The sequence below is a fragment of the Aneurinibacillus aneurinilyticus ATCC 12856 genome (assembly GCF_000466385.1).
GTDB classification, from domain to species: Bacteria; Bacillota; Bacilli; order Aneurinibacillales; family Aneurinibacillaceae; genus Aneurinibacillus; species Aneurinibacillus aneurinilyticus.
Map to the genome: position 1 here is coordinate 83,266 of NZ_KE952672.1, position 22,248 is coordinate 105,513.

General features: G+C 44.3%; 24 protein-coding genes. 22 read left to right on the plus strand and 2 right to left on the minus strand.

Annotated elements, in window-relative coordinates; translation table 11 throughout:
• The first annotated feature begins 246 nt into the window (after positions 1 to 246).
• Positions 247 to 978 carry an endonuclease/exonuclease/phosphatase family protein gene (locus HMPREF0083_RS02105; RefSeq protein ID WP_040301171.1) on the plus strand — a complete coding sequence of 244 codons (732 nt, stop codon included), beginning with the start codon at positions 247 to 249 and terminating at the stop codon, positions 976 to 978.
• A gap of 107 nt (positions 979 to 1,085) precedes the next feature.
• Here the strand turns inward: HMPREF0083_RS02105 and HMPREF0083_RS02110 are convergent, their stop codons facing one another.
• A complete protein-coding gene (locus HMPREF0083_RS02110; RefSeq protein WP_040301173.1) occupies positions 1,086 to 1,931 on the minus strand; it encodes a helix-turn-helix transcriptional regulator in 846 nt (281 codons plus the stop codon).
• A gap of 142 nt (positions 1,932 to 2,073) precedes the next feature.
• On the opposite strand from HMPREF0083_RS02110, the gene fabF reads away from it, so the two are divergent.
• Complete coding sequence (fabF, locus tag HMPREF0083_RS02115; protein ID WP_021619309.1) at positions 2,074 to 3,327, plus strand: beta-ketoacyl-ACP synthase II; 1,254 nt, start codon at positions 2,074 to 2,076, stop codon at positions 3,325 to 3,327.
• Positions 3,328 to 3,440: 113 nt separating this feature from the next.
• Here fabF and HMPREF0083_RS02120 read toward each other — a convergent pair whose 3' ends face one another.
• Positions 3,441 to 4,181: an IclR family transcriptional regulator gene (locus tag HMPREF0083_RS02120; protein ID WP_021619310.1), complete on the minus strand. Its 741-nt coding sequence runs from the start codon at positions 4,179 to 4,181 to the stop codon at positions 3,441 to 3,443.
• 192 nt (positions 4,182 to 4,373) lie between these two features.
• On the opposite strand from HMPREF0083_RS02120, the gene HMPREF0083_RS02125 reads away from it, so the two are divergent.
• The 20 genes from HMPREF0083_RS02125 (at position 4,374) to HMPREF0083_RS02205 (ending at position 22,181) form a co-directional block, all read left to right on the plus strand.
• Positions 4,374 to 5,669: a Rieske 2Fe-2S domain-containing protein gene (locus tag HMPREF0083_RS02125; RefSeq protein WP_021619311.1), complete on the plus strand. Its 1,296-nt coding sequence runs from the start codon at positions 4,374 to 4,376 to the stop codon at positions 5,667 to 5,669.
• The gene (locus tag HMPREF0083_RS02130) at positions 5,650 to 6,852 is read left to right on the plus strand and encodes a dipeptidase (RefSeq protein ID WP_021619312.1); all 1,203 of its coding nucleotides are present in this window, start codon (positions 5,650 to 5,652) and stop codon (positions 6,850 to 6,852) included. Before HMPREF0083_RS02125 ends, HMPREF0083_RS02130 begins: the two co-directional genes overlap by 20 nt.
• A 24-nt stretch (positions 6,853 to 6,876) precedes the next feature.
• Positions 6,877 to 7,614: an SDR family NAD(P)-dependent oxidoreductase gene (locus HMPREF0083_RS02135; RefSeq protein ID WP_021619313.1), complete on the plus strand. Its 738-nt coding sequence runs from the start codon at positions 6,877 to 6,879 to the stop codon at positions 7,612 to 7,614.
• 28 nt (positions 7,615 to 7,642) lie between these two features.
• Positions 7,643 to 8,008: a hypothetical protein gene (locus HMPREF0083_RS02140; protein ID WP_040301174.1), complete on the plus strand. Its 366-nt coding sequence runs from the start codon at positions 7,643 to 7,645 to the stop codon at positions 8,006 to 8,008.
• A 31-nt stretch (positions 8,009 to 8,039) separates the two neighbouring features.
• Positions 8,040 to 9,113 carry an LLM class flavin-dependent oxidoreductase gene (locus tag HMPREF0083_RS02145; RefSeq protein WP_021619315.1) on the plus strand — a complete coding sequence of 358 codons (1,074 nt, stop codon included), beginning with the start codon at positions 8,040 to 8,042 and terminating at the stop codon, positions 9,111 to 9,113.
• A 71-nt stretch (positions 9,114 to 9,184) separates the two neighbouring features.
• Entirely contained in the window at positions 9,185 to 9,331 is a 147-nt protein-coding gene (locus HMPREF0083_RS27775) for a hypothetical protein (protein WP_021619316.1), read from the plus strand.
• Positions 9,312 to 10,718 (plus strand): Asp-tRNA(Asn)/Glu-tRNA(Gln) amidotransferase GatCAB subunit A, encoded by a 1,407-nt coding sequence (locus HMPREF0083_RS02150; RefSeq protein WP_021619317.1) that lies wholly within the window; start codon positions 9,312 to 9,314, stop codon positions 10,716 to 10,718. The genes HMPREF0083_RS27775 and HMPREF0083_RS02150 overlap by 20 nt, the downstream gene beginning before the upstream one ends.
• Before the next feature lie 17 nt (positions 10,719 to 10,735).
• On the plus strand, positions 10,736 to 12,214 hold the full coding sequence (locus HMPREF0083_RS02155) for an aldehyde dehydrogenase (protein ID WP_021619318.1): 1,479 nt from the start codon (positions 10,736 to 10,738) through the stop codon (positions 12,212 to 12,214).
• Between the two features lie 16 nt (positions 12,215 to 12,230).
• On the plus strand, positions 12,231 to 13,022 hold the full coding sequence (locus tag HMPREF0083_RS02160) for a 2-keto-4-pentenoate hydratase (protein ID WP_051354505.1): 792 nt from the start codon (positions 12,231 to 12,233) through the stop codon (positions 13,020 to 13,022).
• A gap of 30 nt (positions 13,023 to 13,052) precedes the next feature.
• Positions 13,053 to 13,937 (plus strand): acetaldehyde dehydrogenase (acetylating), encoded by an 885-nt coding sequence (locus tag HMPREF0083_RS02165; RefSeq protein ID WP_040301175.1) that lies wholly within the window; start codon positions 13,053 to 13,055, stop codon positions 13,935 to 13,937.
• Positions 13,938 to 13,959: 22 nt separating this feature from the next.
• On the plus strand, positions 13,960 to 14,991 hold the full coding sequence (gene dmpG, locus HMPREF0083_RS02170; protein WP_021619321.1) for a 4-hydroxy-2-oxovalerate aldolase: 1,032 nt from the start codon (positions 13,960 to 13,962) through the stop codon (positions 14,989 to 14,991).
• The gene (locus HMPREF0083_RS02175) at positions 14,978 to 15,763 is read left to right on the plus strand and encodes a 2-keto-4-pentenoate hydratase (RefSeq protein ID WP_021619322.1); all 786 of its coding nucleotides are present in this window, start codon (positions 14,978 to 14,980) and stop codon (positions 15,761 to 15,763) included. Before dmpG ends, HMPREF0083_RS02175 begins: the two co-directional genes overlap by 14 nt.
• A complete protein-coding gene (locus HMPREF0083_RS02180) occupies positions 15,763 to 16,008 on the plus strand; it encodes a 4-oxalocrotonate tautomerase (RefSeq protein ID WP_262360588.1) in 246 nt (81 codons plus the stop codon). The genes HMPREF0083_RS02175 and HMPREF0083_RS02180 overlap by 1 nt, the downstream gene beginning before the upstream one ends.
• Before the next feature lie 27 nt (positions 16,009 to 16,035).
• On the plus strand, positions 16,036 to 16,242 hold the full coding sequence (locus HMPREF0083_RS30015; protein ID WP_081695975.1) for a riboflavin kinase: 207 nt from the start codon (positions 16,036 to 16,038) through the stop codon (positions 16,240 to 16,242).
• 4 nt (positions 16,243 to 16,246) lie between these two features.
• On the plus strand, positions 16,247 to 17,164 hold the full coding sequence (locus tag HMPREF0083_RS02185) for a catechol 2,3-dioxygenase (protein ID WP_040301176.1): 918 nt from the start codon (positions 16,247 to 16,249) through the stop codon (positions 17,162 to 17,164).
• The gene (locus HMPREF0083_RS26910) at positions 17,164 to 17,433 is read left to right on the plus strand and encodes a 2Fe-2S iron-sulfur cluster-binding protein (RefSeq protein WP_021619325.1); all 270 of its coding nucleotides are present in this window, start codon (positions 17,164 to 17,166) and stop codon (positions 17,431 to 17,433) included. The genes HMPREF0083_RS02185 and HMPREF0083_RS26910 overlap by 1 nt, the downstream gene beginning before the upstream one ends.
• Before the next feature lie 173 nt (positions 17,434 to 17,606).
• The gene (locus HMPREF0083_RS02190) at positions 17,607 to 18,704 is read left to right on the plus strand and encodes an NAD/NADP-dependent octopine/nopaline dehydrogenase family protein (protein ID WP_021619326.1); all 1,098 of its coding nucleotides are present in this window, start codon (positions 17,607 to 17,609) and stop codon (positions 18,702 to 18,704) included.
• Complete coding sequence (locus HMPREF0083_RS02195) at positions 18,701 to 19,708, plus strand: 3-hydroxybutyryl-CoA dehydrogenase (RefSeq protein WP_021619327.1); 1,008 nt, start codon at positions 18,701 to 18,703, stop codon at positions 19,706 to 19,708. The genes HMPREF0083_RS02190 and HMPREF0083_RS02195 overlap by 4 nt, the downstream gene beginning before the upstream one ends.
• A gap of 23 nt (positions 19,709 to 19,731) precedes the next feature.
• Positions 19,732 to 21,072: an MFS transporter gene (locus tag HMPREF0083_RS02200; protein ID WP_021619328.1), complete on the plus strand. Its 1,341-nt coding sequence runs from the start codon at positions 19,732 to 19,734 to the stop codon at positions 21,070 to 21,072.
• 341 nt (positions 21,073 to 21,413) lie between these two features.
• A complete protein-coding gene (locus HMPREF0083_RS02205; protein ID WP_021619329.1) occupies positions 21,414 to 22,181 on the plus strand; it encodes an HAD-IIB family hydrolase in 768 nt (255 codons plus the stop codon).
• Positions 22,182 to 22,248 lie beyond the last annotated feature (67 nt).

The window sequence follows — 22,248 nt, forward strand, 5'->3', positions numbered from 1 at the left end:
ACAATTGCCGTCCTCTTTCGCCTGGCCGGGGCATACGCTCGGGAAGAAAGACAAAAGGCTTTGTTTGTGTCCCGTTGTGGTGGCCTTTTCCTCTTTTCTTTGGACAATCAACACCCTTGGTATCCATAGAATGGAACGTGGACATACTATATTGTGTAGTAGCCAGTTCCCGATTTTAGCTGATTGGAGATACTTATTTGTATAAGGAATTTTTAGCATAGCATACAGCAAACTGGAGGGAATAGATTGGAGTTTAAGGTAATGACGTTTAACATGCACCATGGAAGGGGGACGGATGGAAAACTGAGCTTGGAAAGAATTGCTAACGTTATTGAAGAGAGCAAGGCGGACTTGATCGGTTTGAATGAAGTGGATAAGCATTTTTCAAAAAGAAGCGATTATATTGATCAGATATCATGGTTGGCAAAACATCTGAAAATGGAGAAGGCTTTCGGAGGGGGAATTACATTACGCTCAAAAGATTCCAAGGTGTGTCGTCAGTATGGAAATGCTTTTTTGTCTCGCTATCCCATCGTATTGGAGAAGAACAATCTTTTGGCATTTGGCCCCAGAATTATTGAAGAACGGTCGTTATTGGAAATTCATGTTCAACTTTGCGAACAATTACTTAAAGTGTATGTTACGCATCTTAGCCTAAATCCATTCCTTCGTAAAAAACAAGTAAATTTTATCATCGAAAAAATTATGAATGAGCCTCATCCTGTTATTATTATGGGGGATTGGAATATGAGATCAGGGGCAAGAGAATGGAAAAAAATGAGTGAATGTTTTACAGATGTTTGTGAAGCTGTAGGCAAGGGAGCATACTATACTTTTCCCTCATCTCGGCCCAGATTACAGTTGGATTACATATTTGTTAGCCGTGATATACATACTGTTTCGGTAGAAGTTATAAAAAAAACTTCGGTAGCTTCAGATCATTTACCATTAAAAGCAACATTACTGCTTACTAGATGAAAAATATAAATCCAAACTTTAAAAGAAAGCAATTTTGCTTATGGTTATAGTTATACAGGCATCCAAAGATATAGCTGTTTCTTTGGATGCCTTTTTATTTTTCTATGTTATTCCAGGTCAAGCTTGCGCATAAGCTGTCTCATTTTTGCTTCGGTATCCGAATTTGCGGACGGTGTATACACGCTAAAACGCAAATCGTTATGCCCTTGAATTTGCATGGAGGTCAGGTCAAACAGCATTTTACCTGCTTTGGCGTGCCGGAATTCGATGAAAACCTCCGGAGCTGAGCTAACGTCATTATGATGCCAAAAATGCTGAAACTCCGGATTTTTCTTGCTTATCTTCTCAATAAAGTTGCTATACCATATGTCTCCCATATACTGCCCATAATATGAGCGAAAAATGGCTAGAAATCCTCGAACAAAATCATTCCAATTCGCGGCTAGCGCCTTGAATTCCTTTCTTGTGAACAACAGCCAAATAATATTGCGCTCTTCTATTGGTACTAGCTCAAAGTCTATAAATACCCCGGCAGCAGCTTGATTCCATCCGACAATATTACACCGTCGATCGGAGACGATAGTCGGGAAATAGCGCAGTTCATTCAGAATAAGACTGATTGCCGGACTGAGCATAGGAGGGCTGTCCGCTGCTGGTGAAATCGTCGGTTGTTCAAGGGCCAGCATAAATAAATATTTCCGTTCATCCTCGTTTAATTGAAGGGCAACAGCGATGCTGTCCAGCACCTGTGCAGATACTGTAATATTCCGCCCTTGCTCAAGCCATGTATACCACGTTGTGCTCACCCCGGAAAGCTGAGCTACTTCTTCTCTTCTCAAGCCCGGGGTACGCCTTCTTCCACCTGCTGGTAGACCGACTTCACTCGGTTGGAGTTTTGACCGATGTGTTTTTAAAAACTCGGACAAAGCTGATAGCCGTACATCGTTATTCATTAGAGTCACCTGCTCCATATAGTAGTAAAATCTATTCTATCACTATTTATACTATGATAATCTACAACTTGTAATAGGATGATAGCTGTGACATTATAAGAGAAACTTTTGGCTATGATGTTTGATAAGGAGGATGAAATGAATGTCACGTGTAGTGATTACAGGGATGGGTGTCATAACTCCGCTTGGGAATGATGTGCGAAGCTTTTGGAGTAATCTTGTTGCAGGTCATTCAGGAATTTCATATATTGACTCATTTGATGTTTCATGCTATAAAACGAAAATTGCTGGTGTCATTCGGGATTTTAATCCAGAGACCATCGTTGGACGCCGGGAGGTTCGTAGAATGGATCGGTTTTGCCAGTTTGCTGTCGCTGCAGCGAAGCAGGCTCTTGAGGACGCATCCTTGAACATAGAACAGGAAAATACCGAGCGAATCGGAGTATACGTTGGCTCAGGTATCGGCGGTGTTCAGACTCTGTTGGAAAACTATCGTACGTTACTTTCCCGGGGCCCAGGCCGTGTGAGCCCTACCGTTGTTCCAATGATGCTGCCGAGCATGGCAGCGGCACAAGTGAGTATTTTATTTGGAATAAAGGGTCCGACCTTGGCGCCTGTCACAGCTTGTGCTACCGGCAATAATGCGATAGGAGAAGCTTATAAGCTGATTCAGCGGGGCGGTGCAGACATTATCATCGCTGGCGGTTCAGAGGCAGCAGTAACGGATTTAGCATTAGCAGGATTCGGGAACGCTACAGCACTCTCCACCCGCAACGAAGAGCCGGGACGTGCGAGTCGTCCATTTGATGCGGACCGGGATGGATTTGTTGCATCCGAAGGTGCTGGTATTCTTGTATTGGAATCACTAGAACATGCACAGCAAAGAGGAGCCCGTATACATGCAGAAATCATCGGATATGGTTCCACATCTGACGCCTATCACATGGTAGCTACTGATCCTGAAGGTATGGGGGCATACAGAGCGATGAAAGAAGCGATAGAGGATGCGGGAATCGCGTTGCAAGATATCGATTACATTAATGCGCATGCTACAAGTACCGGGGCAGGTGATCGTTCTGAAACGCTTGCGATTAAGCAGCTTTTTGGTAGCCATGCCTATCAAGTTCCTATAAGTGCCAATAAATCAATGCTGGGTCATATGTTAGGAGCAGCCGGCGGAGTTGAAGCGGTTGCTCTTGTAAGAACGCTTCAGGAAAATATGATTCCGCCAACCATCAACCTGGAAACGCCAGACCCCGAGTGTGACCTTGATTATGTGCCGAATCTTGCAAGGGAGGCGAGGCTTCAAATAGGTCTTTCCAGTTCTTTCGGGTTTGGCGGACATAACGCGGTACTTGTCCTGAAGAAGTTCGACACTTCCTCCATATCTGCATAGCGGTAAGTGAAAGTGCATGTTGTGATAATAGAATAGTGTTTGAAAAATAAGAGAAGAAAATCAATAAACCGGGAATATGTAGCGCTTCCCGGTTTATTTTTTTAGAATGAAGATTAAAGATCGCATTGTCTGGAAACTTCGTAAGCGTTTTCCATAACGATTTCGCTTCGAATTTGCACCCGTTCTGTATTCATTCGGCATTCCGGACCCGATACGCTGAGTGCGCACACTACATCACCAAGATAATTACGAACAGGAGCAGCAATACAGAATAGCCCTTCATCAAATTCCTCATTGTCAATCGCATATCCCTGCTTGCGGATAAGTTGAATCTCATCCCATAAAGTTTCCCTTGTTACGATTGTATTTTCTGTATACTGCCTTAGTCCTTTTGAGATAATTTTTTCGATAAATTTATCCGGCTGGAAAGAAAGTAATACTTTTCCTAGGGCTGTACAATGCAACGGTTTTGGAATACCGATGCCTGTACTAATACGGACAGGTTTACTAGGTTCTTTTTTTATGAGATAGCTCACGGATTCATTTTCAAGAATGCCAAGATGAACGGTTTCGTTTGAACGTTTAACAAGGTTATCGATGACAGAGTTAGCGATAAAAAATGGTTTGTATTGTTCGTTTGCCAGTTGGCCCCAATCAAGTAGTTTTGCACCCGGACGGTATTTACGGTTCGGGGTTTTTGTAAGAAGTCCTTCATTGTATAGGGTAGTCACAAGATGATGAACCGTGCTGCGATTCATAGAAAGTAGTAAAGCCAATTCTGAAATTCCTAATTCTGTTGTTTTGGTCGAAAAACAATTCATAATACGAATGGCATGCCTAACAGAATTAATCATGTAATACCCTCCCCTATAAGGATAACTAAATTTGCTCTTATCAATAATAATAGAAGTTAAATTGAAAGTAAATTTAAAATAGTGAAATAAATTATAATTACTGTTCAAATGGTGAAATTGCTAAATTGTTCGTCAAATTAAAACCCGATACGATGTTATCAAGAAGAAGACAAAAGAAATGGAGGAGACAAAATGTTAAGCCATGAAGATAATATTCTTCTTACAAGAACGGGTCCGGCCACGCCAATGGGTGACATGTTTCGGCATTACTGGATTCCATGCATTCGTTCCGAAGAATTGACTGCCGATGGTACACCGGTTCGAGTGAAGCTGTTAAGTGAAGATTTACTAGCATTTCGCGATTCTGAAGGAAAAGTTGGATTAGTAGATGAGCATTGCCCGCATCGCCGCACGTCGCTTTATTATGGTATAAATGCCGGCTGCGGACTTACATGTGTGTATCATGGTTGGAAGTTTGATGTTCATGGCAATTGTGTTGATTTACCATCAGAGCCTGCAGAAAGCAATTTTAAAAAGGGGATTCACCTTACGTCGTATCCTACATATGAGGCAAACGGAATCGTCTGGACCTATATGGGACCTGCTGAAAAGCAGCCTCCTGTTCCAGACTTCTACTGGATGCATTTACCGGAAGAAAACATGATAGCGGAAAGGGTATGGCAGGAATGCAACTATTTGCAAGCAATGGAGAATGATGTGGATTATGTGCATGCAGCTTTTCTACATAAAGCCCATCAAAAACAGCAAATAAAAGGAGGGGCGTTAAGCAGTGACCTCGGTATTAATCCAGATCATCCACTTGTAAAAAATCCACCAGTGGAACAAGCCGTTGAATCAACGAATTATGGAAAACGGTGCATTGGGGTAGGGAAAGCGGATGAGGTAAACAATGCGTTTATGGAAATTCATTACATCTTCCCGTTTTATACGTATCCGCCTCGATTTGATGGGGAAGATGGCATGTGGCATGCATTCATTCCGCGTGACGATTATAGTGCATGGAGCTGGGATGTCCAGTTTTCCCATCACGCTCCGATTGATAAACAGGCACAGCATGAACGCCGTGGCCTTATTCTTGACAGTGAGCTGCGAAAGAAACGTAATTTCTCTAATTCGTATGAGCAGGATCGTAAATTGATGGTGGTGGACAACTTCTCTGGAATTCGCGGAATTGCTAATCAGGACCATGCAGTAACTGAAACAATGGGTCCGATTGTGGATCGTTCAAAAGAACGTTTAGGCACAAGTGATTTACCTATTATTCAAATGCGCCGTCTGTTGTTGACATCTGTAAAGGCATTCCAAAATGGAGTAGAGCCGATGAAACTTGATAATGAAAGCCTTGTGAAGCTATACAGCCAAGGAGCGTATGCGGCGAAAGACAAAGGATGGAAAGAAGCACTTCCGCTAAAAAAAATATTTGCTTACAAGCAGGCTCAACAAAATCATGAACCGCAAAAAATATGATGGGTACACGTCATTTGATTATTTGAAGCCACATGAAGACTACCGGGTGTTTGAACTTGCGAAAGCAATCCATCGTGTTCCGCAATATGGGATGAACTTGACACCGGAACAAAGCAAAGCAGCGGATGAAATATTGGAAAAGCATCTGATTATTTCCCTGCGCGATCACGGATTCATTACCCCGCACAATCAGGAGCATATGCTTGATTATTGCCGACAGATGCATACATTTTTTCATTATGAAGGCTTGGCAAAAGCAGGTATTGATGCGATTTTTGAGAACTTTATGGACGGCATTGTAATTCTTACCTCCAAATTCGGCTTGAAGTGGGATGATATTATTCTCAATCTGGGGATGCGATTATGCGATATTGCTCATCAGCAGACTATATTCATCGCAAATTCTGTCTCCGATATTAAGGCAGCAAAGCGAGATGGACGTATTGCCCTCATTCCTTCACTTGAGGCGGCAGGAATTTTGGAGAATGAAATTGATAGAGTTGATGTTCTGTATGGCTTTGGTATTCGGTGTATGGGCATTACGTATAACGAAGCTAATACACTTGGTTCCGGGCTTGCAGAGGAAAAGGATGGGGGATTGACGTCTTTCGGAAAACGGGTTATTCGAAGAATGAATAAAGTAGGAATGGCTATCGATATCTCGCATTGTGGCGATAAAACGAGCATGGATGTTATCCAATGCAGTGAAAAGCCGGTTCTCCTTACCCATGCTGGTGCAAGAGCGTTATGGAATACACCGCGAATGAAGCCGGATAAGGTTTTGAAAGCGTGTACAGAAGCTGGGGGTGTAATTGGAATTTGTGCTGCGCCCAATACTACGCTTACTAGAAATCAGTCTGCGCATTGTATCGAAGCCGTTATGGAACATCTGGAATATATCATTCATTTGGTAGGCATTGATCATGTAGGGCTAGGGCCGGACACCTTTTATGGTGACCATGTGGCTTTACAGCATGCATTTGATGAGTCCCTTTCTATCTCAGCCTCGCATCGTGGTGAAGCGTTTGAAGAATCGCCGTATGTTGCCGGACTTGAAAACCCGACAGAAGCGATACGCAATATGGTGCGCTGGATGGTTAAGCATGGCTACAGGGAGGAAGAGATAAGCAAGATTACAGGTGGCAACGTTTTGCGGGCATTAGAAGAGATTTGGTCCAAATAAAACGAAGCAAGGGAGGGCGATACTTTGCTGGAAAGAGTAGCTGTTGTAACAGGAGCCTCTCAAGGGCTGGGATTGGCCATTGCAGAAAAATTTGTAAGCGATGGTACGAAAGTAGCTTTTATTAGCCGGAATCTGGATAAAGTGAAAAGTCGGTTTGCGGAAGAACAACAGCGGAACCAAGTGATGTTTATGAATCTGGATGTGTCTGAATATGAGGCTATTCAGCGCTGTGTAACCGACATAATGAACAAGTGGGGCCGCATTGACATCCTTGTCAATAATGCGGGACTTCGAACGGAAACAGCGATTGAAGATATTACAGTGGACGAGTGGAATAAGGTGCTGTCCGTGAATGTAGGGGGTACATTCTTTTTTTCGCAAGCCGTTCTTCCTATTATGAAAGAGCAAAAATGGGGACGAATTATTAATATGTCTTCGTTTGGCGGTCAGGTTGGCCCCCTTACTTCCAGCGCAGTGTATTCAGCTTCTAAAGCGGGCCAGCTCGCTTTGACGAAATCATTTGCTAGAGCACTTGCTCCATACGGAATTACAGTAAATGCTGTAGCTCCTGCTTCTGTCCGAACCCCGGAAATGGATAAGATGTCCCCAGAATCCCTGGAAAAGATGACACAAATGATTCCGGTTGGAAGGGTAGGGGAAGCCATAGAGGTAGCTGAACTGGTAGCTTATCTTGTTTCCGATTATGGAGGATTTGTCACAGGAGCTACATTTGATATCAATGGCGGAAGATTAATGCGGTAATGATCATTTGATAAAGGAGTGAAGGAAGTTGGCAATTGAACATGGAGCACCAAAAGTTCCATCCCCCTTACGTGTATTTATGACATTTGAATCGACAGGGTGGTTTAATACGAACGGGCAGGAAAAAACAGAAAAAATTCTACCTCAATTGCAGGAAGTTGTGTTGTCCTGGCGGAGCAACGGATCGACATTGCTTGGTACGTTTGACCGGGACATTCTAACAGCGGGTCACGCAGGAAATCACGGTTGGCATGCTTGTTTCTTATATGACGTCCCGGATTTGCAGACAGTAAGCGAAATGACGCATTCATTTCGTGCCACTGGACTTGATCGATATTTCCGATTGGAAGCGATGATTGGACGTCCGTTTTTCCTGCTTGAAGAACAAAAATAAAATAATTGAATTCATACTGGAGGAATAAAATATGAAATTTGGTATTTATGTTGAAATGCAAAATCCAACGCAGTTTGCAAAGCCCCATGCACAGGTGTATGAGGAAGTTCTTGAACAAATCGAGCATGCAGATAAAGCCGGTTTCTCAACATTTAACACATTAGAGCATCATTGGTTCGAAGAGTTTTCTATTTCTACGAATCCGTTAGCTCTTTACTCTGCAGCTGCGCAACATACAAAAAGTATTCGTTTTCGTACGTGTTCCCATGTCGTTCCACTTCATAATCCGATGGTATTTGCCGGACAGCTGGCGGCTGCACAGCTTTTGACGAACAATCGGATTGAAGTTGCGTTCGGTCGCGGTCATGCATGGGTGTTTCCGAAAGCTTCCATTCCACTGGAAGAGAGCCGGGGGCGTTTCACGGAAGGATTAGAAATTATTGAGAAAGCATTTGACGAAGAAGTATTTTCTTATCATGGCCAATATTATCAGGTGGATAACGTACGGGTCGTTCCTCGTGCACCCCGTCCGAAAATTTATACAGGCGGAGCAAGTAATCATAATTATGAGATGGCTGGAAAGAAGGGCTGGGGGGTTCTGATTACGCCAATGCTTCCTCTGTCTAAAGTAAAACATCAATTGGATTTATATCGTGAAACTTGCGCGCAACATGGTCATACTCCTGATATTGTATACGTTCAGGCACTGTACCTGGATGAAGATGGAGAAAGAGCGCGAAAAGAGGCAAAGCAATATATTATGCAGTTCATGGCCGGTAACGCGGCACCGACGAAAGATATGCCTTCACCTGAGGTGTTAAAAGATAAAGATTTCGGCTTCTATGCATCCGGTGCACTTGAATCCCTTGCAACTATTCCATATGAGAAACTTCTTGCAGAAGATTTTGTTTGGGTTGGTTCACCGGAAGAAATTAAGGAGAAAGTACAGGCTGTGGTTGAAGAGTGTCCGGGATTAACAGAAATCAGTGTGCTTTGCACGTATGCAGGTCTAGAACACTGGAAAACCATTCGTACACAACAATTGTTTAGCGAACGTATTATGTCGCATTTTAAAACAGAGAAAGAACTGGAGAAAGTTTGGTGATATTCCATGTTTATGCAAATGCACGGAAGTAAAGGTGCTGGTCTATTCCTTCTTAATGGGAGGAGTACGTTATGAAATTGGATGAGTATATAGAGCAGAAAAGAAAAGACGCAGGTCTTCCTGAAGCGAAAAAAACACAAGTACTGCTTGAGCTTGAACCGGCATTTTTATTCTGCCTCAAGGAAGAAGGCGAATCGCATGACCGACGTATTGTTTAAAGATATTGGCGCTGTTCATAACGATATTTGTGCAAAGCGCCTGTCACCGATCGAGCTTACAGATGCTGTGCTTAAACGCATTGGGAGATTGAATCCGATCCTTCATGCATTTATTCATGTGGACCATGAAAAAGCACATCAGCGGGCTGTACAGTTAGAACGCGAACAAATGAGCGGCACTATTCGGGGACCATTGCATGGAGTTCCGATTGCAGTCAAGGATATCATTCATGTCAAAGGCGCACCGACCACCGCAGGTTCTATGATTTTAAAGGATTGGCGACCGGGTGAAGATGCAACAGTTGTTAGAAGGTTAGAGGAAGCGGGAGCCATTATCGTTGGAAAAGCGAATCTTCACGAATTTGCGATGGGAGCAACGAGTGAAAATCCGCACTATGGGGCGGTTCGTAATCCATGGGACATAAGCAAAATTGCCGGTGGTTCCAGCGGTGGTTCAGCTGTAGCTGTTGCGACGGGGATGAGCTTCGGGGCATTGGGCACCGATACGGCTGGCTCTGTTCGGCTTCCATCTGCGTTATGCGGCACAGTAGGACTGAAGCCCACGTATGGAAGGGTCAGCCGTCATGGCTGTTTGCCGTTTAGCTGGTCATTTGATCATATTGGTCCGATGACCCGTACAGTGCGGGATGCAGCCATTATGCTTGATGTTCTTGCCAGGCACGATCCGCTGGATGAAGCCTCTTCTTCGCTTCCTTATAAACGCGATACAACCATACTCCGTGACCTTACAGGAATCACTATAGGTGTGTGTCAGGAGCATTTCTTCGAGGATGTAGACAATGAACTGACACCCTTACTGGATGAAGCCTTGCTTACACTTGAAAAGCTTGGTGCCACGTGTACTAACCTGCATATTCCCGGAATTGAGGAGGCGTTATGGGCCCAGCGCATGATTGCTCAGGCGGAAGCGTACTCGTTCCATGAACCGCTGCTGAACGATTTCGGGCATCAATATAGTCCCGATGTAGCTTTCCGCTTAGAGTTCGGGCGTCAGATTTCCGCAACGGATTATCTAAAAGCGCAACGGATACGACGCTCATTCATTCAACGCACACTTGATGTAATGAAAGGTATAGACGTACTCGTTACCCCAATGAATCATAACAAGGCATTCCCGATCGGCAGTGTGACTCCCAAGGAGTCTATTGCCAATATGTTTAAGCTGGCAAAAGCGCCGCTTGTAAGTTTGCTGGGATTTCCGGCATTGGCGCTTCCATGCGGATATACAGGAGAGAATATGCCAGCAGGTATGCAGTTGGTCGGAAAGCCTTTTACCGAAAGTCTTCTTCTTCAGGTAGGAGATTGTTATGAACGATTTGCCGGCTGGCCGGAGCGTCTAGTGCAATGTAAATACACAACAAATTAGAAGAAGGAGTGACCCATATGCAAACCCAGGCTAGAGTCGAAAGGATAAAAACAAAACCTATTGATTGCTTGCACTTTATTGATGGAAAGTATGTTCCATCTAAAAACGGAAAAACATTCACCAATATAAATCCGGCTACGGAACAAATAATGGGAACGGTAGCTGAAGGCGGAAAAGAAGAGATCGACCTTGCCGTTGCTGCCGCAAAGCGTGCGTTCGAAGGATCATGGCGTCGGATGCCGGCAGGAGAACGCGCCCGAATTATCCGTCGTATCGGAGACATCATTTTAGAACGAAAAGATGAACTGGCGGCTCTCGAATCGTTCGACACAGGTAAGCCGTACGGACTTGCAAGCAACATCGACATTCCACGCGCGGCATACAATTTTCACTTTTTTGCCGACTATATGGCTTCGGTCGGCACAGAAGCATACCAGATGGATGATGTAGCACTGAATTATGCGATTCGTCGACCGCTCGGGGTTGTCGGCCTGATTAATCCATGGAATTTACCGCTATTGCTGATGACCTGGAAGCTTGCACCTTGCCTGGCCGCCGGAAACACAGCCGTTCTTAAGCCGGCAGAGTGGACCCCGATGACGGCGACGCTATTAGGTGAAATCTGCAAAGAGGCTGGCGTGCCAAATGGGGTTGTGAACATTGTACACGGTTTTGGTCCTGATTCGGCGGGTGCAGCCTTGACGGAACACCCGGATGTTTCTGCAATTTCCTTTACTGGAGAAACAACAACGGGTAAACACATTATGACAGCTGCTGCCAAAACACTGAAGCGACTATCGTATGAACTGGGAGGAAAAAACCCAAACATTATTTTCGCGGATGCTGATCTGGATGAGGTCATTGAAACAACAATAAAATCAAGCTTTATTAATCAAGGTGAGGTTTGCCTGTGCGGATCGCGCATTTATGTAGAACGTGCGCTATACGATGCATTTGTAGAAAAATTCACAGCAAAAACGAAAGAGTTAATCGTTGGTGACCCATTGGATCCAAATACAACAGTCGGCACGCTCATTAGCGAGGAGCATTATAGGCGTGTACGCAGTTATGTGGAACTGGCTGTAGAGGAGGGCGGCGTTATCGAAACAGGCGGTAAACGCCCTGAGCACCTTTCTGTCGGGTATTATTTGGAGCCGACCATTATTACCGGATTAGCAAATGATTGCCGTGTTGTTCAGGAGGAGATTTTCGGTCCTGTTGTTACGATTCTTCCGTTTGATAGGGAAGAGGAGGTAATTAAGCAGGCAAACGATACGCATTACGGATTGAGCGCTACCATTTGGACGAATGATTTGCGTCGTGCCCACCGTGTAGCCGCTCAGATTGAAGCAGGAATTATCTGGGTGAATACATGGTTTCTCCGCGATTTACGAACACCGTTTGGCGGGATGAAGCAGAGCGGGATTGGACGGGAAGGCGGGATGCATAGCTTCGAGTTTTATAGTGAACTATCAAATGTTTGCATCAAATTGTAAGAAAGGGGAGAAAGAAATGAACCAACAAACGGTCGGAATACTTGAACAGTATGCAGGGGAACTGGCGCAAGCAGAAAGAGAGCGGACACCTATCGCAGCCCTTACAGAACGTTCTTCTACTCTAACTGTTGAAGAAGCGTACCAAATTCAGTTGCTAGGCATTCAAGAAAAAACAAAGTCTGGTCACCGGATTGTCGGAAAGAAAATTGGACTCACCTCGCATGCAATGCAGCAGCTATTGGGGGTAGACCAACCGGACTACGGCCATTTATTGGATGGTATGGCAGTAGAAAACGGCAGTACCATTACACAGGACCGCATCTTGCAAGCGAAGGTGGAGGGAGAGATAGCTTTTATTTTGAAGAAAGACTTGCAAGGGCCAAACGTTACGCTGTTGGACGTTCTGCAAGCAACTGATTATGTGTTACCAGCAATCGAGATTGTCGACAGTCGGATTGCAGGTTGGAAAATCAAGCTTCCAGACACGATTGCTGACAACGCATCTTCCGGGTTGTATGTGCTGGGCGGAAAACCAGTACGGATAGAAGATATCGACCTGGAACTTGCGGGGATGGTGCTGTACCGTAACGGGCAGGTAATTAACACGGGAGTAGGTGCAGCAGCGCTTGGCCATCCAGCAACATGTGTAGCCTGGTTAGCCAATAAGCTTTCTGAGTTTAGCATTGCCCTTAAGTCCGGTGAAGTCATTCTATCCGGTGCGTTATCCGCTGCCGTACCTGCCGAGTCTGGTGATCATTTTAGCGTTCGAATTGCTCATCTTGGCGAGGTCAATGTGAGCTTCGCTTAGGCAATGCTTAAAGGAGAGGATGAGGCAGTTATGGAAAAAGTAAAGGTGGCTATTCTTGGTTCAGGAAATATAGGTACGGATTTATTAATGAAGATACAGCGCTCAGCCGTTCTTGAGCTAACGGCGATGATAGGGATTGATCCGCTATCCGACGGATTACAGCGTGCCCGTGAAATGGGGGTAGAAGTCATTGATACAGGAGTGGATGGGTTTCTTGCCCGCTCGGAATTAGCTGACATTGTATTTGATGCTACCTCAGCCAAAGCGCACCATGTGCATGCCGAGAAGCTAAAAGCTGCGGGGAAAATCACGATTGATCTTACACCGGCCGCAATCGGCCCGTTTGTTGTACCGCCTGTGAATCTGGGTGAGCATTTGGATGAATGTAACGTCAACCTAATCACATGCGGAGGACAGGCGACCATTCCGATTGTTCATGCGATTCATCGGATAAGTCCGGTAGCATACGCCGAAATTGTAGCTACTATCTCAAGTCGTAGCGCAGGGCCTGGAACCCGCGCAAACATTGATGAATTTACCCGTACTACTTCACGCGGCCTTGAATTGATTGGCGGTGCTAAAAAAGGAAAAGCCATTATTATTTTGAACCCGGCAGAACCACCAATCATTATGCGGGATACGGTATATGCGCTAGTCGATGAAAGCTTTGTGGACGAAGATGCGATTACAAAATCCATCTGTGACATGGTCGCTGAAGTACAGTCATATGTACCAGGATATAAAATGAAAGGCAAGCCTATTTTTGACGGAAATAAAGTAACCGTATTTCTTCAAGTAGAAGGTATCGGGGATTATCTGCCTGCTTACTCCGGTAACTTAGACATCATGACAGCCTCTGCTGTGAAAGTGGCAGAGCAATTTGCCCGTCATTTGCAAGCGCGTGTAACCGTCTAGAAAAAGACAAGGAGGATAGGACATGGCCGGAAAGAAGCAGATTATTTTAACAGAGGTAGCATTGCGGGATGGCAGTCATGCCATTGCGCATCAATATACAACCGAACAAGTTACAGCTATTGCCAAGGGGCTGAATGAAGCGGGAGTACCGTATATCGAAGTATCGCATGGAGATGGGCTTGCAGGTTCTTCATTACAGTATGGTCTTTCTCATACGAATGAAATGGAACTGATTGAAGCTGCTGTGTCGGTTTGTACAATATCCAAAGTTGCTGTGTTATTGCTGCCAGGTGTAGGAACGGTATCTGAACTGAAGCAAGCAGCACAGCTTGGGGCCCGGATGGCTCGGATTGCAACGCATGTAACAGAAGCAGACATATCAGCACAGCACATTGCCAGTGCGAAAGAGATCGGCATGGAAGTCGTGGGATTTCTTATGATGGCCCATTCTGCCCCGACGGCAAAACTGGTAGAGCAGGCGAAGCTTATGGAATCGTATGGCGCTGATGTTGTGTATGTAGTGGATTCTGCAGGCGCGTTGCTTCCCCATAAAGTAAAGGAACGGATTACAGCTTTGCGTCAGCATCTATCGATAGACATTGGCTTTCATGGACACAACAATTTATCGCTTGCTATGGCCAATACTCTCGCTGCCATCGATGCCGGAGCGACACGTATTGACGGAAGCATCCGTTGTTTGGGCGCAGGTGCAGGCAATACACAAACAGAGGTCTTGCTTGCGGTGCTTGAGCGATTAGGCATGTATACGGGAGTAGATCTATACAAAATGATGGATCTTGCAGAACAAGTGGTCGCACCGATTTTGATGGTTCCACAAGAAATTACACGTGACAATTTGACGCTTGGGTACGCAGGTGTATATTCTAGCTTTTTGCTTCATGCACAGCGGGCAGCACAAAAATTCGGTGTAGATGCACGCGATATTTTACTTGAAATAGGACGAAAAAAAGTGGTAGGGGGACAGGAAGACATGATTGTGGATGTTGCTGCTGAATTGGCTCGTAGAAAGGAGGCTTCCCATGCAAATCGCTGAGAAGAAAACCATTGCTCAATACTTGCTGGATGCGGAACGGGAACGTCGTGAAGTTGTTCGCGTCACAGTGGATTATCCGGAACTGAATGTCGAGAATGCGTATGCGGTACAGGAGGAGCTTGTCCGCATGAAATGTGAAGAAAATCTAAGTATTGTTGGAATGAAAATGGGATTAACAAGCCGGGCGAAAATGGAACAAATGGGCGTAGAGGAGCCCATTTATGGATATTTATTTAACAACATGCTGTTGGAAAACTACGGGGAGCTCTCTTTTGGCACATGCATTCATCCGAAGGTAGAAGCGGAAATTGCTTTTATTCTAGGTAAGGATATTGAAGGGCCAGGGATAACAGGTGCGCAAGTCTTGGCGGCTACACAATACGTTGTTCCTGCACTCGAAATTATTGATAGCCGGTATGAAAACTTTCGATTTACCCTTCCGGATGTTATTGCGGACAATGCCTCAGCGTCCCGTGTAGTGTTCGGTAATTCGCTTACAAGGCCGGATCTTATCGATCTTGAGCTTGTAGGTATGATTCTCAGCATTAATGGAAAAGCTCGCGAGATGGCTGCGAGTGCGGCTGTGCTTGGCCACCCGGCTCATGCAATTGCGGCCCTTGCCAACATGCTGGGACGCAAGGGTGAGAAATTGAAAGCGGGACAAATCATTTTAGCGGGTGCAGTAACGGAGGCGGTGCGGATTGACATAGGAGACATTGTACAGGCGAAAATGGATGGGCTTGGCGATGTTGGTTTTACGGTAGTGGACTAATAGTCAGTTATCCATGTAAATGGACAAGAAAGGAGAACCGTATGCCGTTTATTCAAATCTCGTTAATCGCAGGGCGTTCCGATGAAAAAGTTCGTGAATTAATTAAAAATGTTACAGATACGGTAGCCAAAACTTTGGAGGTACCTCATGCAAATATTCGAGTACTTGTGAGCGAGATTCCTGCCAGCCACTGGGGAATTGGCGGGGCGCCAGCTTCCGAGGTACGGAAGATACAAAAGAACTGAGGGCATAACTTCCATTATATATGGTAAATCACGCCTGTTGATGATAAATACGCAAAAGTAACGATTTGTTTCTTTGTTAGAGAGGAAAAGAAGTTTCCTTTTGTTTCTTCATTAATTTCTCAAATAAATAAAGATATCAATATCGTAAAAAAGAGAATGGCTTTATTAAAGCTAAGACAGTATCATAATGATCCTGCGGAATTGTACAGAAAATTTAAAACAAGGAGGATGTGAAAATATGGGAGTTATACGTCTTGGGCGAGTTGAATTACGTGTAATGGACTTAGAGAAGTCGGTTGATTATTATACGAGAATTATCGGATTGGAGGAAACAGGAAGAGATGAGGAGAGGGTGTACCTAAAAGCCTGGGATGAATACGATCATCACAGCGTTATTTTACAGCAAGCTGATTCGGCCGGAATGGATCACTTCGGGTTTAAGGTGAAGCGATTAGAGGACTTAGATGAATTAGAAAAAAAAGCAGAATACTTTGGCGTCTTCACAAATCGGCTCTCTTACGGAACGCGATTGGGAGAAGGACAAGCGGTTCGTCTGGAGTTGCCTACTGGGCATTTCGTTGAACTGTATCATGAAATTGAGCACCTCGGTACACCAATGGGAACGTTGAATCCGCATCCTTTCCCGGAACCCGAGATATTACGGGGAATTGCACCTCATCGTTTGGATCATGTGCTTCTTACCGGCGATGATATAGAAGCAGTGACCCGATTTTTCATAGATATACTTGATTTCAGACAAAGTGAAAAAATTATGACAGTAGATGGAGAAATGATGATTGGAAGCTTTTTGTTTAAAACAAATACGGCACACGATGTTGCCTTTATTAAAGGGCCGGATGCTAAACTACATCATGCCGCTTTCTTTGTTGATAATTGGTACGATGTGCTGAAAGCAGCCGACATTTTAACGAGAAACGAAGTTCCGATTGAGGTTACTCCGACACGTCATGGAATTTCGCGCGGGGAGACTATCTACTTCTTTGATCCATCAGGAAATCGTAACGAAGCTTTTGCAAGCGGATACATGACATATGCGGACTTTCCAACCATAACATGGACGGAAGATAAAATTGGTCAGGGCATCTTTTACCACCGGCGTGCATTAATCGAATCGTTCCAAAAGGCGTTGACCTAATGTTTACAGTAAAGTTTATGAGGCACACGTACGTATGTCGTCCTGAAGAAAATTTGTTGGAAGCGGCCAGAAAGTGTCATATTCCACTGCCTGTAGGATGCTGTAGCGGCGGGTGCGGCATGTGTAAAGTTAAGGTAGTGGAGGGGGCATTTACATTAGGTATATGCTCAAAAGCGGTATTATCGGAGTGGGATAGGGAAGCGAACTGCGTCCTAGCTTGTAAAACATATCCAAGTAGCGATATGGAAGTAACGCTTGAATCGATATAAGGCTTGCTTTTGCCTGTATGGTTTTAGTGAGAAGCCGTACAGGCAAATTATATTGAATAATAAAAATTGTTTTTAGAAAATAAAAAATAGTGAAATTTATTAATTGAATACATATCAACAATTAACTAATATGAAAAACGAAGAGGCAACCATTTTGGAAAGGAGACAGGCATATGGAGATTGCTATCATTGGCGGAGGAAACGGAGCGTATGCAGCAGCGGCGGATTTAACGGAAAAAGGACATAATGTTCGATTATGGCGCAGAAATGTGGAGGCGTTCGGTTCGCTCCTAAACACGCGAACGATGAAAGTGAAAGATATTGACGGCGTAAGAGAAGTGAGGCTTTCTGTAGTAAGCTCTGACTTACAAGCTGTCGTAACAGGAGCTCGCTTGCTTGTAATCCCTCTTCCCGCTACCGCACAGGCTTCAATAGCCAAGGAGCTGTCACCTTATTTGCAAAACGGTCAGGTCATTTACCTTCCACCCGGCACTTTCGGCAGTTATCTTATGTCAAATGTTCTGCATGAGGCAGGCTGCACGGCTGAAGTAACCTTTGCAGAAACCGGAACCTTGCCGTATCTTGCTAGAAAGCATGGTGCTGATACTGTTTCCATTTCCGGCAGAGCCACACGTCTTCCTACCGGAGTGTTTCCGAGTTCACGCTCTGCCTATGCCTTTTCCGTACTGCAAGAAGCTTTTCCGGTGATTGAGCCGATCCGGGATGTACTGGATGGTGCACTGATGAATGCAGGCCCGATTATTCATCCTCCGCTTATTCTGATGAATGCAGGGGCAATCGAGCATTTTAATCGATGGGACATTCATGGTGAAGGAACACAGCCGGCAATCCGGCGCGTGCATAACGCATTGGATGGGGAACGAATCGCCGTTCGAGAAAAACTTGGCTATCGGGCTCCGCATTTCCCACTTGCGGATCATTACAATACGACAGAAGGCGACGAGTGGATGTATGGCTTGGCTGCCCACCAGAAGTTGGTTGACAGTGCAGACTGGCATGAATCTCTTGATTTATATACCCATCGTTATATGAGAGAAGACATTGCCTGCGGGCTTGCCCTGCTCGTTTCTCTAGCTGAATGGGCAGATGTAAAAGCGCCGATCGCCTCCGGATTGCTTGCAGTTGCTTCAGCGGTTATCAGCGAAGATTTGCGATTGATAGGGCGTACGCTGGAGAATATGAAACTACGGCATTTATCCATTAAAGAAATGAAAGTCATGCTAGAACACGGAATTGGAGTTACGGCATGACAGCAAAAAAACAAACAATAGGTGTTGTTGGTGCTGGAAGAATGGGGACCGGGCTTGCGCAGGTTTTTGCATACCGAGGATACAATGTGGCGCTAGTAGATAGTAAGGAGCGTACTTTTGAAGAAAAGGGGCGAGTACTTGACAAGGCGGAAAAACAGATTGAAGCTCATTTATCCTTCTTGCAATCTGTATCGGCTCTTCCATCTTTTTCAGTAGAAAAAGTACGAAGTCGAATCAAATATTATGGAGCTTCACAATTAGAAGAAGCATTGCAAAATGCAGACGTTATATTCGAAGCAGTACCGGAAGTATTGGATGTAAAAAAAGCTGCCTTTCACAGGATTAATGCAGCGGTGCGTGAGGATGCTTTGATTGCGTCTACAACGTCGTCTTTTCTGGTAGACACATTGGCTGGGTATGTTATGCATCCTGCGCGTTTTATGAATACGCACTGGCTGAATCCGGCATATCTTATTCCGCTTGTGGAAGTAAGCCCGGGCAATGAAACCGACCCTATGGTTATGGCTTGCATGATGACGCTTCTTACAGAGGCAGGCAAAGTACCTGTGAAGTGTGCGGCTTCGCCCGGCTTTATTGTGCCTCGTATTCAGGCATTGGCGATGAATGAAGCAGCGCGTCTTGTAGAAGAAGGTATTGCTTCTCCTGATGATATAGATAAAGCATCACGCATCGGTTTTGGCCTGCGTTTTGCTGTACTTGGACTACTTGAGTTCATTGATTGGGGAGGAGGGGATGTTCTTTATTACGCAAGCAATTATTTAAAAGAAGAGCTGAAGGCTGAGCGTTATACACCACCCGATATCATTATGGAACATATGGATACAGGAAAGACTGGATTGAAATCTGGAAAAGGGTTTTATGATTTTTCCCAGTGTGATGTATCCGAATATCAAAGGGAAACGCTGAGAAAGTTTGTTGATTTGCTGTACCATCTACAGCTTATGGCGCTGCCTGCTGATGTAATGGAAGAGACAGTAAAGTAAAAAAGAAAAAAGGGTGGTACATTGTGAGCGCAATCGAAAACGAAACGGTAAAAAATAAGAAAATAGGAAGAAAAGCAGCTGTAGCTGCTACTGTTGGGACGATTATTGAGTGGTATGACTTTTTCTTATATGCTACAGCTTCAGCTTTAATATTTCCGAAGCTTTTTTTTCCAACATCTGACCCGTATATTGGAACCCTGCAATCGTTTGGTACGTTTGCTGTCGGTTTTTTTGCTCGTCCGGTTGGTGCTGCCATTTTTGGGCATTACGGTGATCGTATTGGGCGCAAAACGGCTCTTGTTCTTACTATGTTTCTTATGGGGATCAGTAGCTTGGTGATTGGACTTTTGCCCACCTATCAGAGCGTAGGCATGTGGGCGCCGATTTTGCTTGTGCTGTTGCGTCTAATCCAGGGGATTGGTGTTGGAGGAGAGTGGGGAGGCTCTGTCCTGTTATCGATGGAGTGGGGAGACAAGAAAAGGCAGGCATTAATGGGAAGCTGGCCACAGATGGGGGTTTCAGCCGGTCTTTTGTTAGCTTCCATTATGATTTCAATATTCATGTACATCTCAGGAGATGGTTTCTTCATATGGGGTTGGCGTATTCCATTTATTCTTAGTGTCGTTCTTTTGATTGTGGGATATGTCATTCGAGCCAAAATACCGGAGACGCCGTCCTTCCGTAAAGTGCAGGAGCAGCAGAAGGTATCTCGTATGCCTGTCATGGATGTACTGAAGAATCATCCGCGGATGGTGCTACTGGCAGCGCTAGTGCGGTTATCTGAGAACGGCCCTTTTTATGTGTATACAGTGTTCATTATTAATTTTGGTATGGAGATGTTTAAAATGGATAAAGCCTTTTTTGTAAACGCTAACACAGTAGGGAGTTTGGTAATGGTATTTGGAATTCCTTTCTTTGGCTATTTATCCGATCGGATTGGTATTAGGCGCATGTATTTAATCGGCGTAGCGACAACCTTTGCCTGGGCATTTGCATATGTTGGATTAATTAGCACAGGTATTCCGCTTGCCTTATTCCTGGCTACAGTCTTGTCCATGATCCCGCACAGCATGCAGGTCGGCCCACAAGGAGCGATGCTGGCGCATTGTTTTCCTCCCCGCTTGCGTTATAGCGGTTTATCATTAGGTACACAGTTTGGTGCTATTATTGCAGGTGGGTTCGCACCATTAATTTGTATGTATTTATGGCACACATTAGGTACAGCCTATGCTATCAGCTTCTATATCGCAGGAGCAGCGGTCATCACTTTTTGTGCAACATTGCTGCTCAGGAATTACACGGAGACCGCTTCTTTAGACAAAGTAGAGGAAAAGGAAGAGAGCAAAGAAGTGCTTTCTGTATAACATGCATGAAAGCGGAAAGTCAATATGATTGACATATGTAGGAGGGATGCTTTCTTTCGCTTAAAGCGCTTGACAAAAAAGAGCCCATAGTGGCTCTTTTTTATATAACAAGATATGCTTATTTAAATATAAGTATATCTTGTTATATCTAATTATATTTATTTATAATTAGATATAAACATGCTTCATGAATAAGTAATCTATATAAATTACACTTGATATTTTAACAGGGGAGTGTGGTTGGAAGTAGGAGATTCGGAAAAAGAAGAGGTTGGATGCGCAAGAAATTTCACCTGAATGAATATTTACAAAAAGTGTAATGATAGAGGAAGGAAAAAAATATGAAAGTTATATTTGATCTTGATGGAACCATTTGCTTTAAAGGACAGCCTGTATCTAAAAATATTCTTGATTATCTGGAGAACTTACAGTCTTTGGGCCATTTAATAGGATTTGCTTCAGCAAGGCCATGCCGTGATATGCTTCCTGTTTTAGATGAAAGATTTCGTCATAACCTTCTTATCGGGGCTAATGGTGCGATAACTTACTATCAGGGAGAGCTGATGCATGTAAATTACATACCAATGAAGCTGGCCGATGAAGTTTTATCCATTCTCGATGAATACAAAGCAGCATACTTAATTGATGACCAATGGGATTATGCTTATAACTTTGAATGTAACCATCCGTTTCTTGAGAATGTTGATGGATTAAATATTTCAAAAAGAGTAAAGATTTCTGACCTTACATATATCGTAAAAATACTTGTTGTATCCTGCGATCGGTTTGAAGAATTGTCCCAAAGATTGAGGAGGCTTAATGTAACGATTCACTACCACTCATCTGAGGGCATGCTTGATATTACAAACAAGAATACGAGTAAAATGGAGGCGCTTCGTCGATTTGGTATTAGACAAGGAGAATTTACGTGCTTTGGCAATGATATGAATGATATTTCTATGTTTAAAGAGGCACGTCATTCAGTAGCAATCGGAAGTTTTCCGGGTTTAACCGATATTGCTACGCATTGTATCCATACCGACGACGACATTGAGAAGCGTATTATTGAAGAGTTGCAAAAAATGAGCAACTCTTTAGTTGAAAGGTAGAAGCAGTCATAGGGACGATGAGATATTTAGAAGCACGCCTGTTGATTATCCATAAGGTGGAAGAAAG

Bases quoted from the DNA above. Each gene is read 5' to 3' on its own strand.
- HMPREF0083_RS02110 (WP_040301173.1), bottom strand. From the start codon at position 1,931: ATGAATAACGATGTACGGCTATCAGCTTTGTCCGAGTTTTTAAAAACA.
- fabF (WP_021619309.1), top strand. From the start codon at position 2,074: ATGTCACGTGTAGTGATTACAGGGATGGGTGTCATAACTCCGCTTGGG.
- HMPREF0083_RS02120 (WP_021619310.1), bottom strand. From the start codon at position 4,181: ATGATTAATTCTGTTAGGCATGCCATTCGTATTATGAATTGTTTTTCG.
- HMPREF0083_RS02125 (WP_021619311.1), top strand. From the start codon at position 4,374: ATGTTAAGCCATGAAGATAATATTCTTCTTACAAGAACGGGTCCGGCC.
- HMPREF0083_RS02130 (WP_021619312.1), top strand. From the start codon at position 5,650: ATGAACCGCAAAAAATATGATGGGTACACGTCATTTGATTATTTGAAG.
- HMPREF0083_RS02145 (WP_021619315.1), top strand. From the start codon at position 8,040: ATGAAATTTGGTATTTATGTTGAAATGCAAAATCCAACGCAGTTTGCA.
- HMPREF0083_RS27775 (WP_021619316.1), top strand. From the start codon at position 9,185: ATGAAATTGGATGAGTATATAGAGCAGAAAAGAAAAGACGCAGGTCTT.
- HMPREF0083_RS02150 (WP_021619317.1), top strand. From the start codon at position 9,312: ATGACCGACGTATTGTTTAAAGATATTGGCGCTGTTCATAACGATATT.
- HMPREF0083_RS02155 (WP_021619318.1), top strand. From the start codon at position 10,736: ATGCAAACCCAGGCTAGAGTCGAAAGGATAAAAACAAAACCTATTGAT.
- HMPREF0083_RS02160 (WP_051354505.1), top strand. From the start codon at position 12,231: ATGAACCAACAAACGGTCGGAATACTTGAACAGTATGCAGGGGAACTG.
- HMPREF0083_RS02165 (WP_040301175.1), top strand. From the start codon at position 13,053: ATGGAAAAAGTAAAGGTGGCTATTCTTGGTTCAGGAAATATAGGTACG.
- dmpG (WP_021619321.1), top strand. From the start codon at position 13,960: ATGGCCGGAAAGAAGCAGATTATTTTAACAGAGGTAGCATTGCGGGAT.
- HMPREF0083_RS02175 (WP_021619322.1), top strand. From the start codon at position 14,978: ATGCAAATCGCTGAGAAGAAAACCATTGCTCAATACTTGCTGGATGCG.
- HMPREF0083_RS02185 (WP_040301176.1), top strand. From the start codon at position 16,247: ATGGGAGTTATACGTCTTGGGCGAGTTGAATTACGTGTAATGGACTTA.
- HMPREF0083_RS26910 (WP_021619325.1), top strand. From the start codon at position 17,164: ATGTTTACAGTAAAGTTTATGAGGCACACGTACGTATGTCGTCCTGAA.
- HMPREF0083_RS02190 (WP_021619326.1), top strand. From the start codon at position 17,607: ATGGAGATTGCTATCATTGGCGGAGGAAACGGAGCGTATGCAGCAGCG.
- HMPREF0083_RS02195 (WP_021619327.1), top strand. From the start codon at position 18,701: ATGACAGCAAAAAAACAAACAATAGGTGTTGTTGGTGCTGGAAGAATG.
- HMPREF0083_RS02205 (WP_021619329.1), top strand. From the start codon at position 21,414: ATGAAAGTTATATTTGATCTTGATGGAACCATTTGCTTTAAAGGACAG.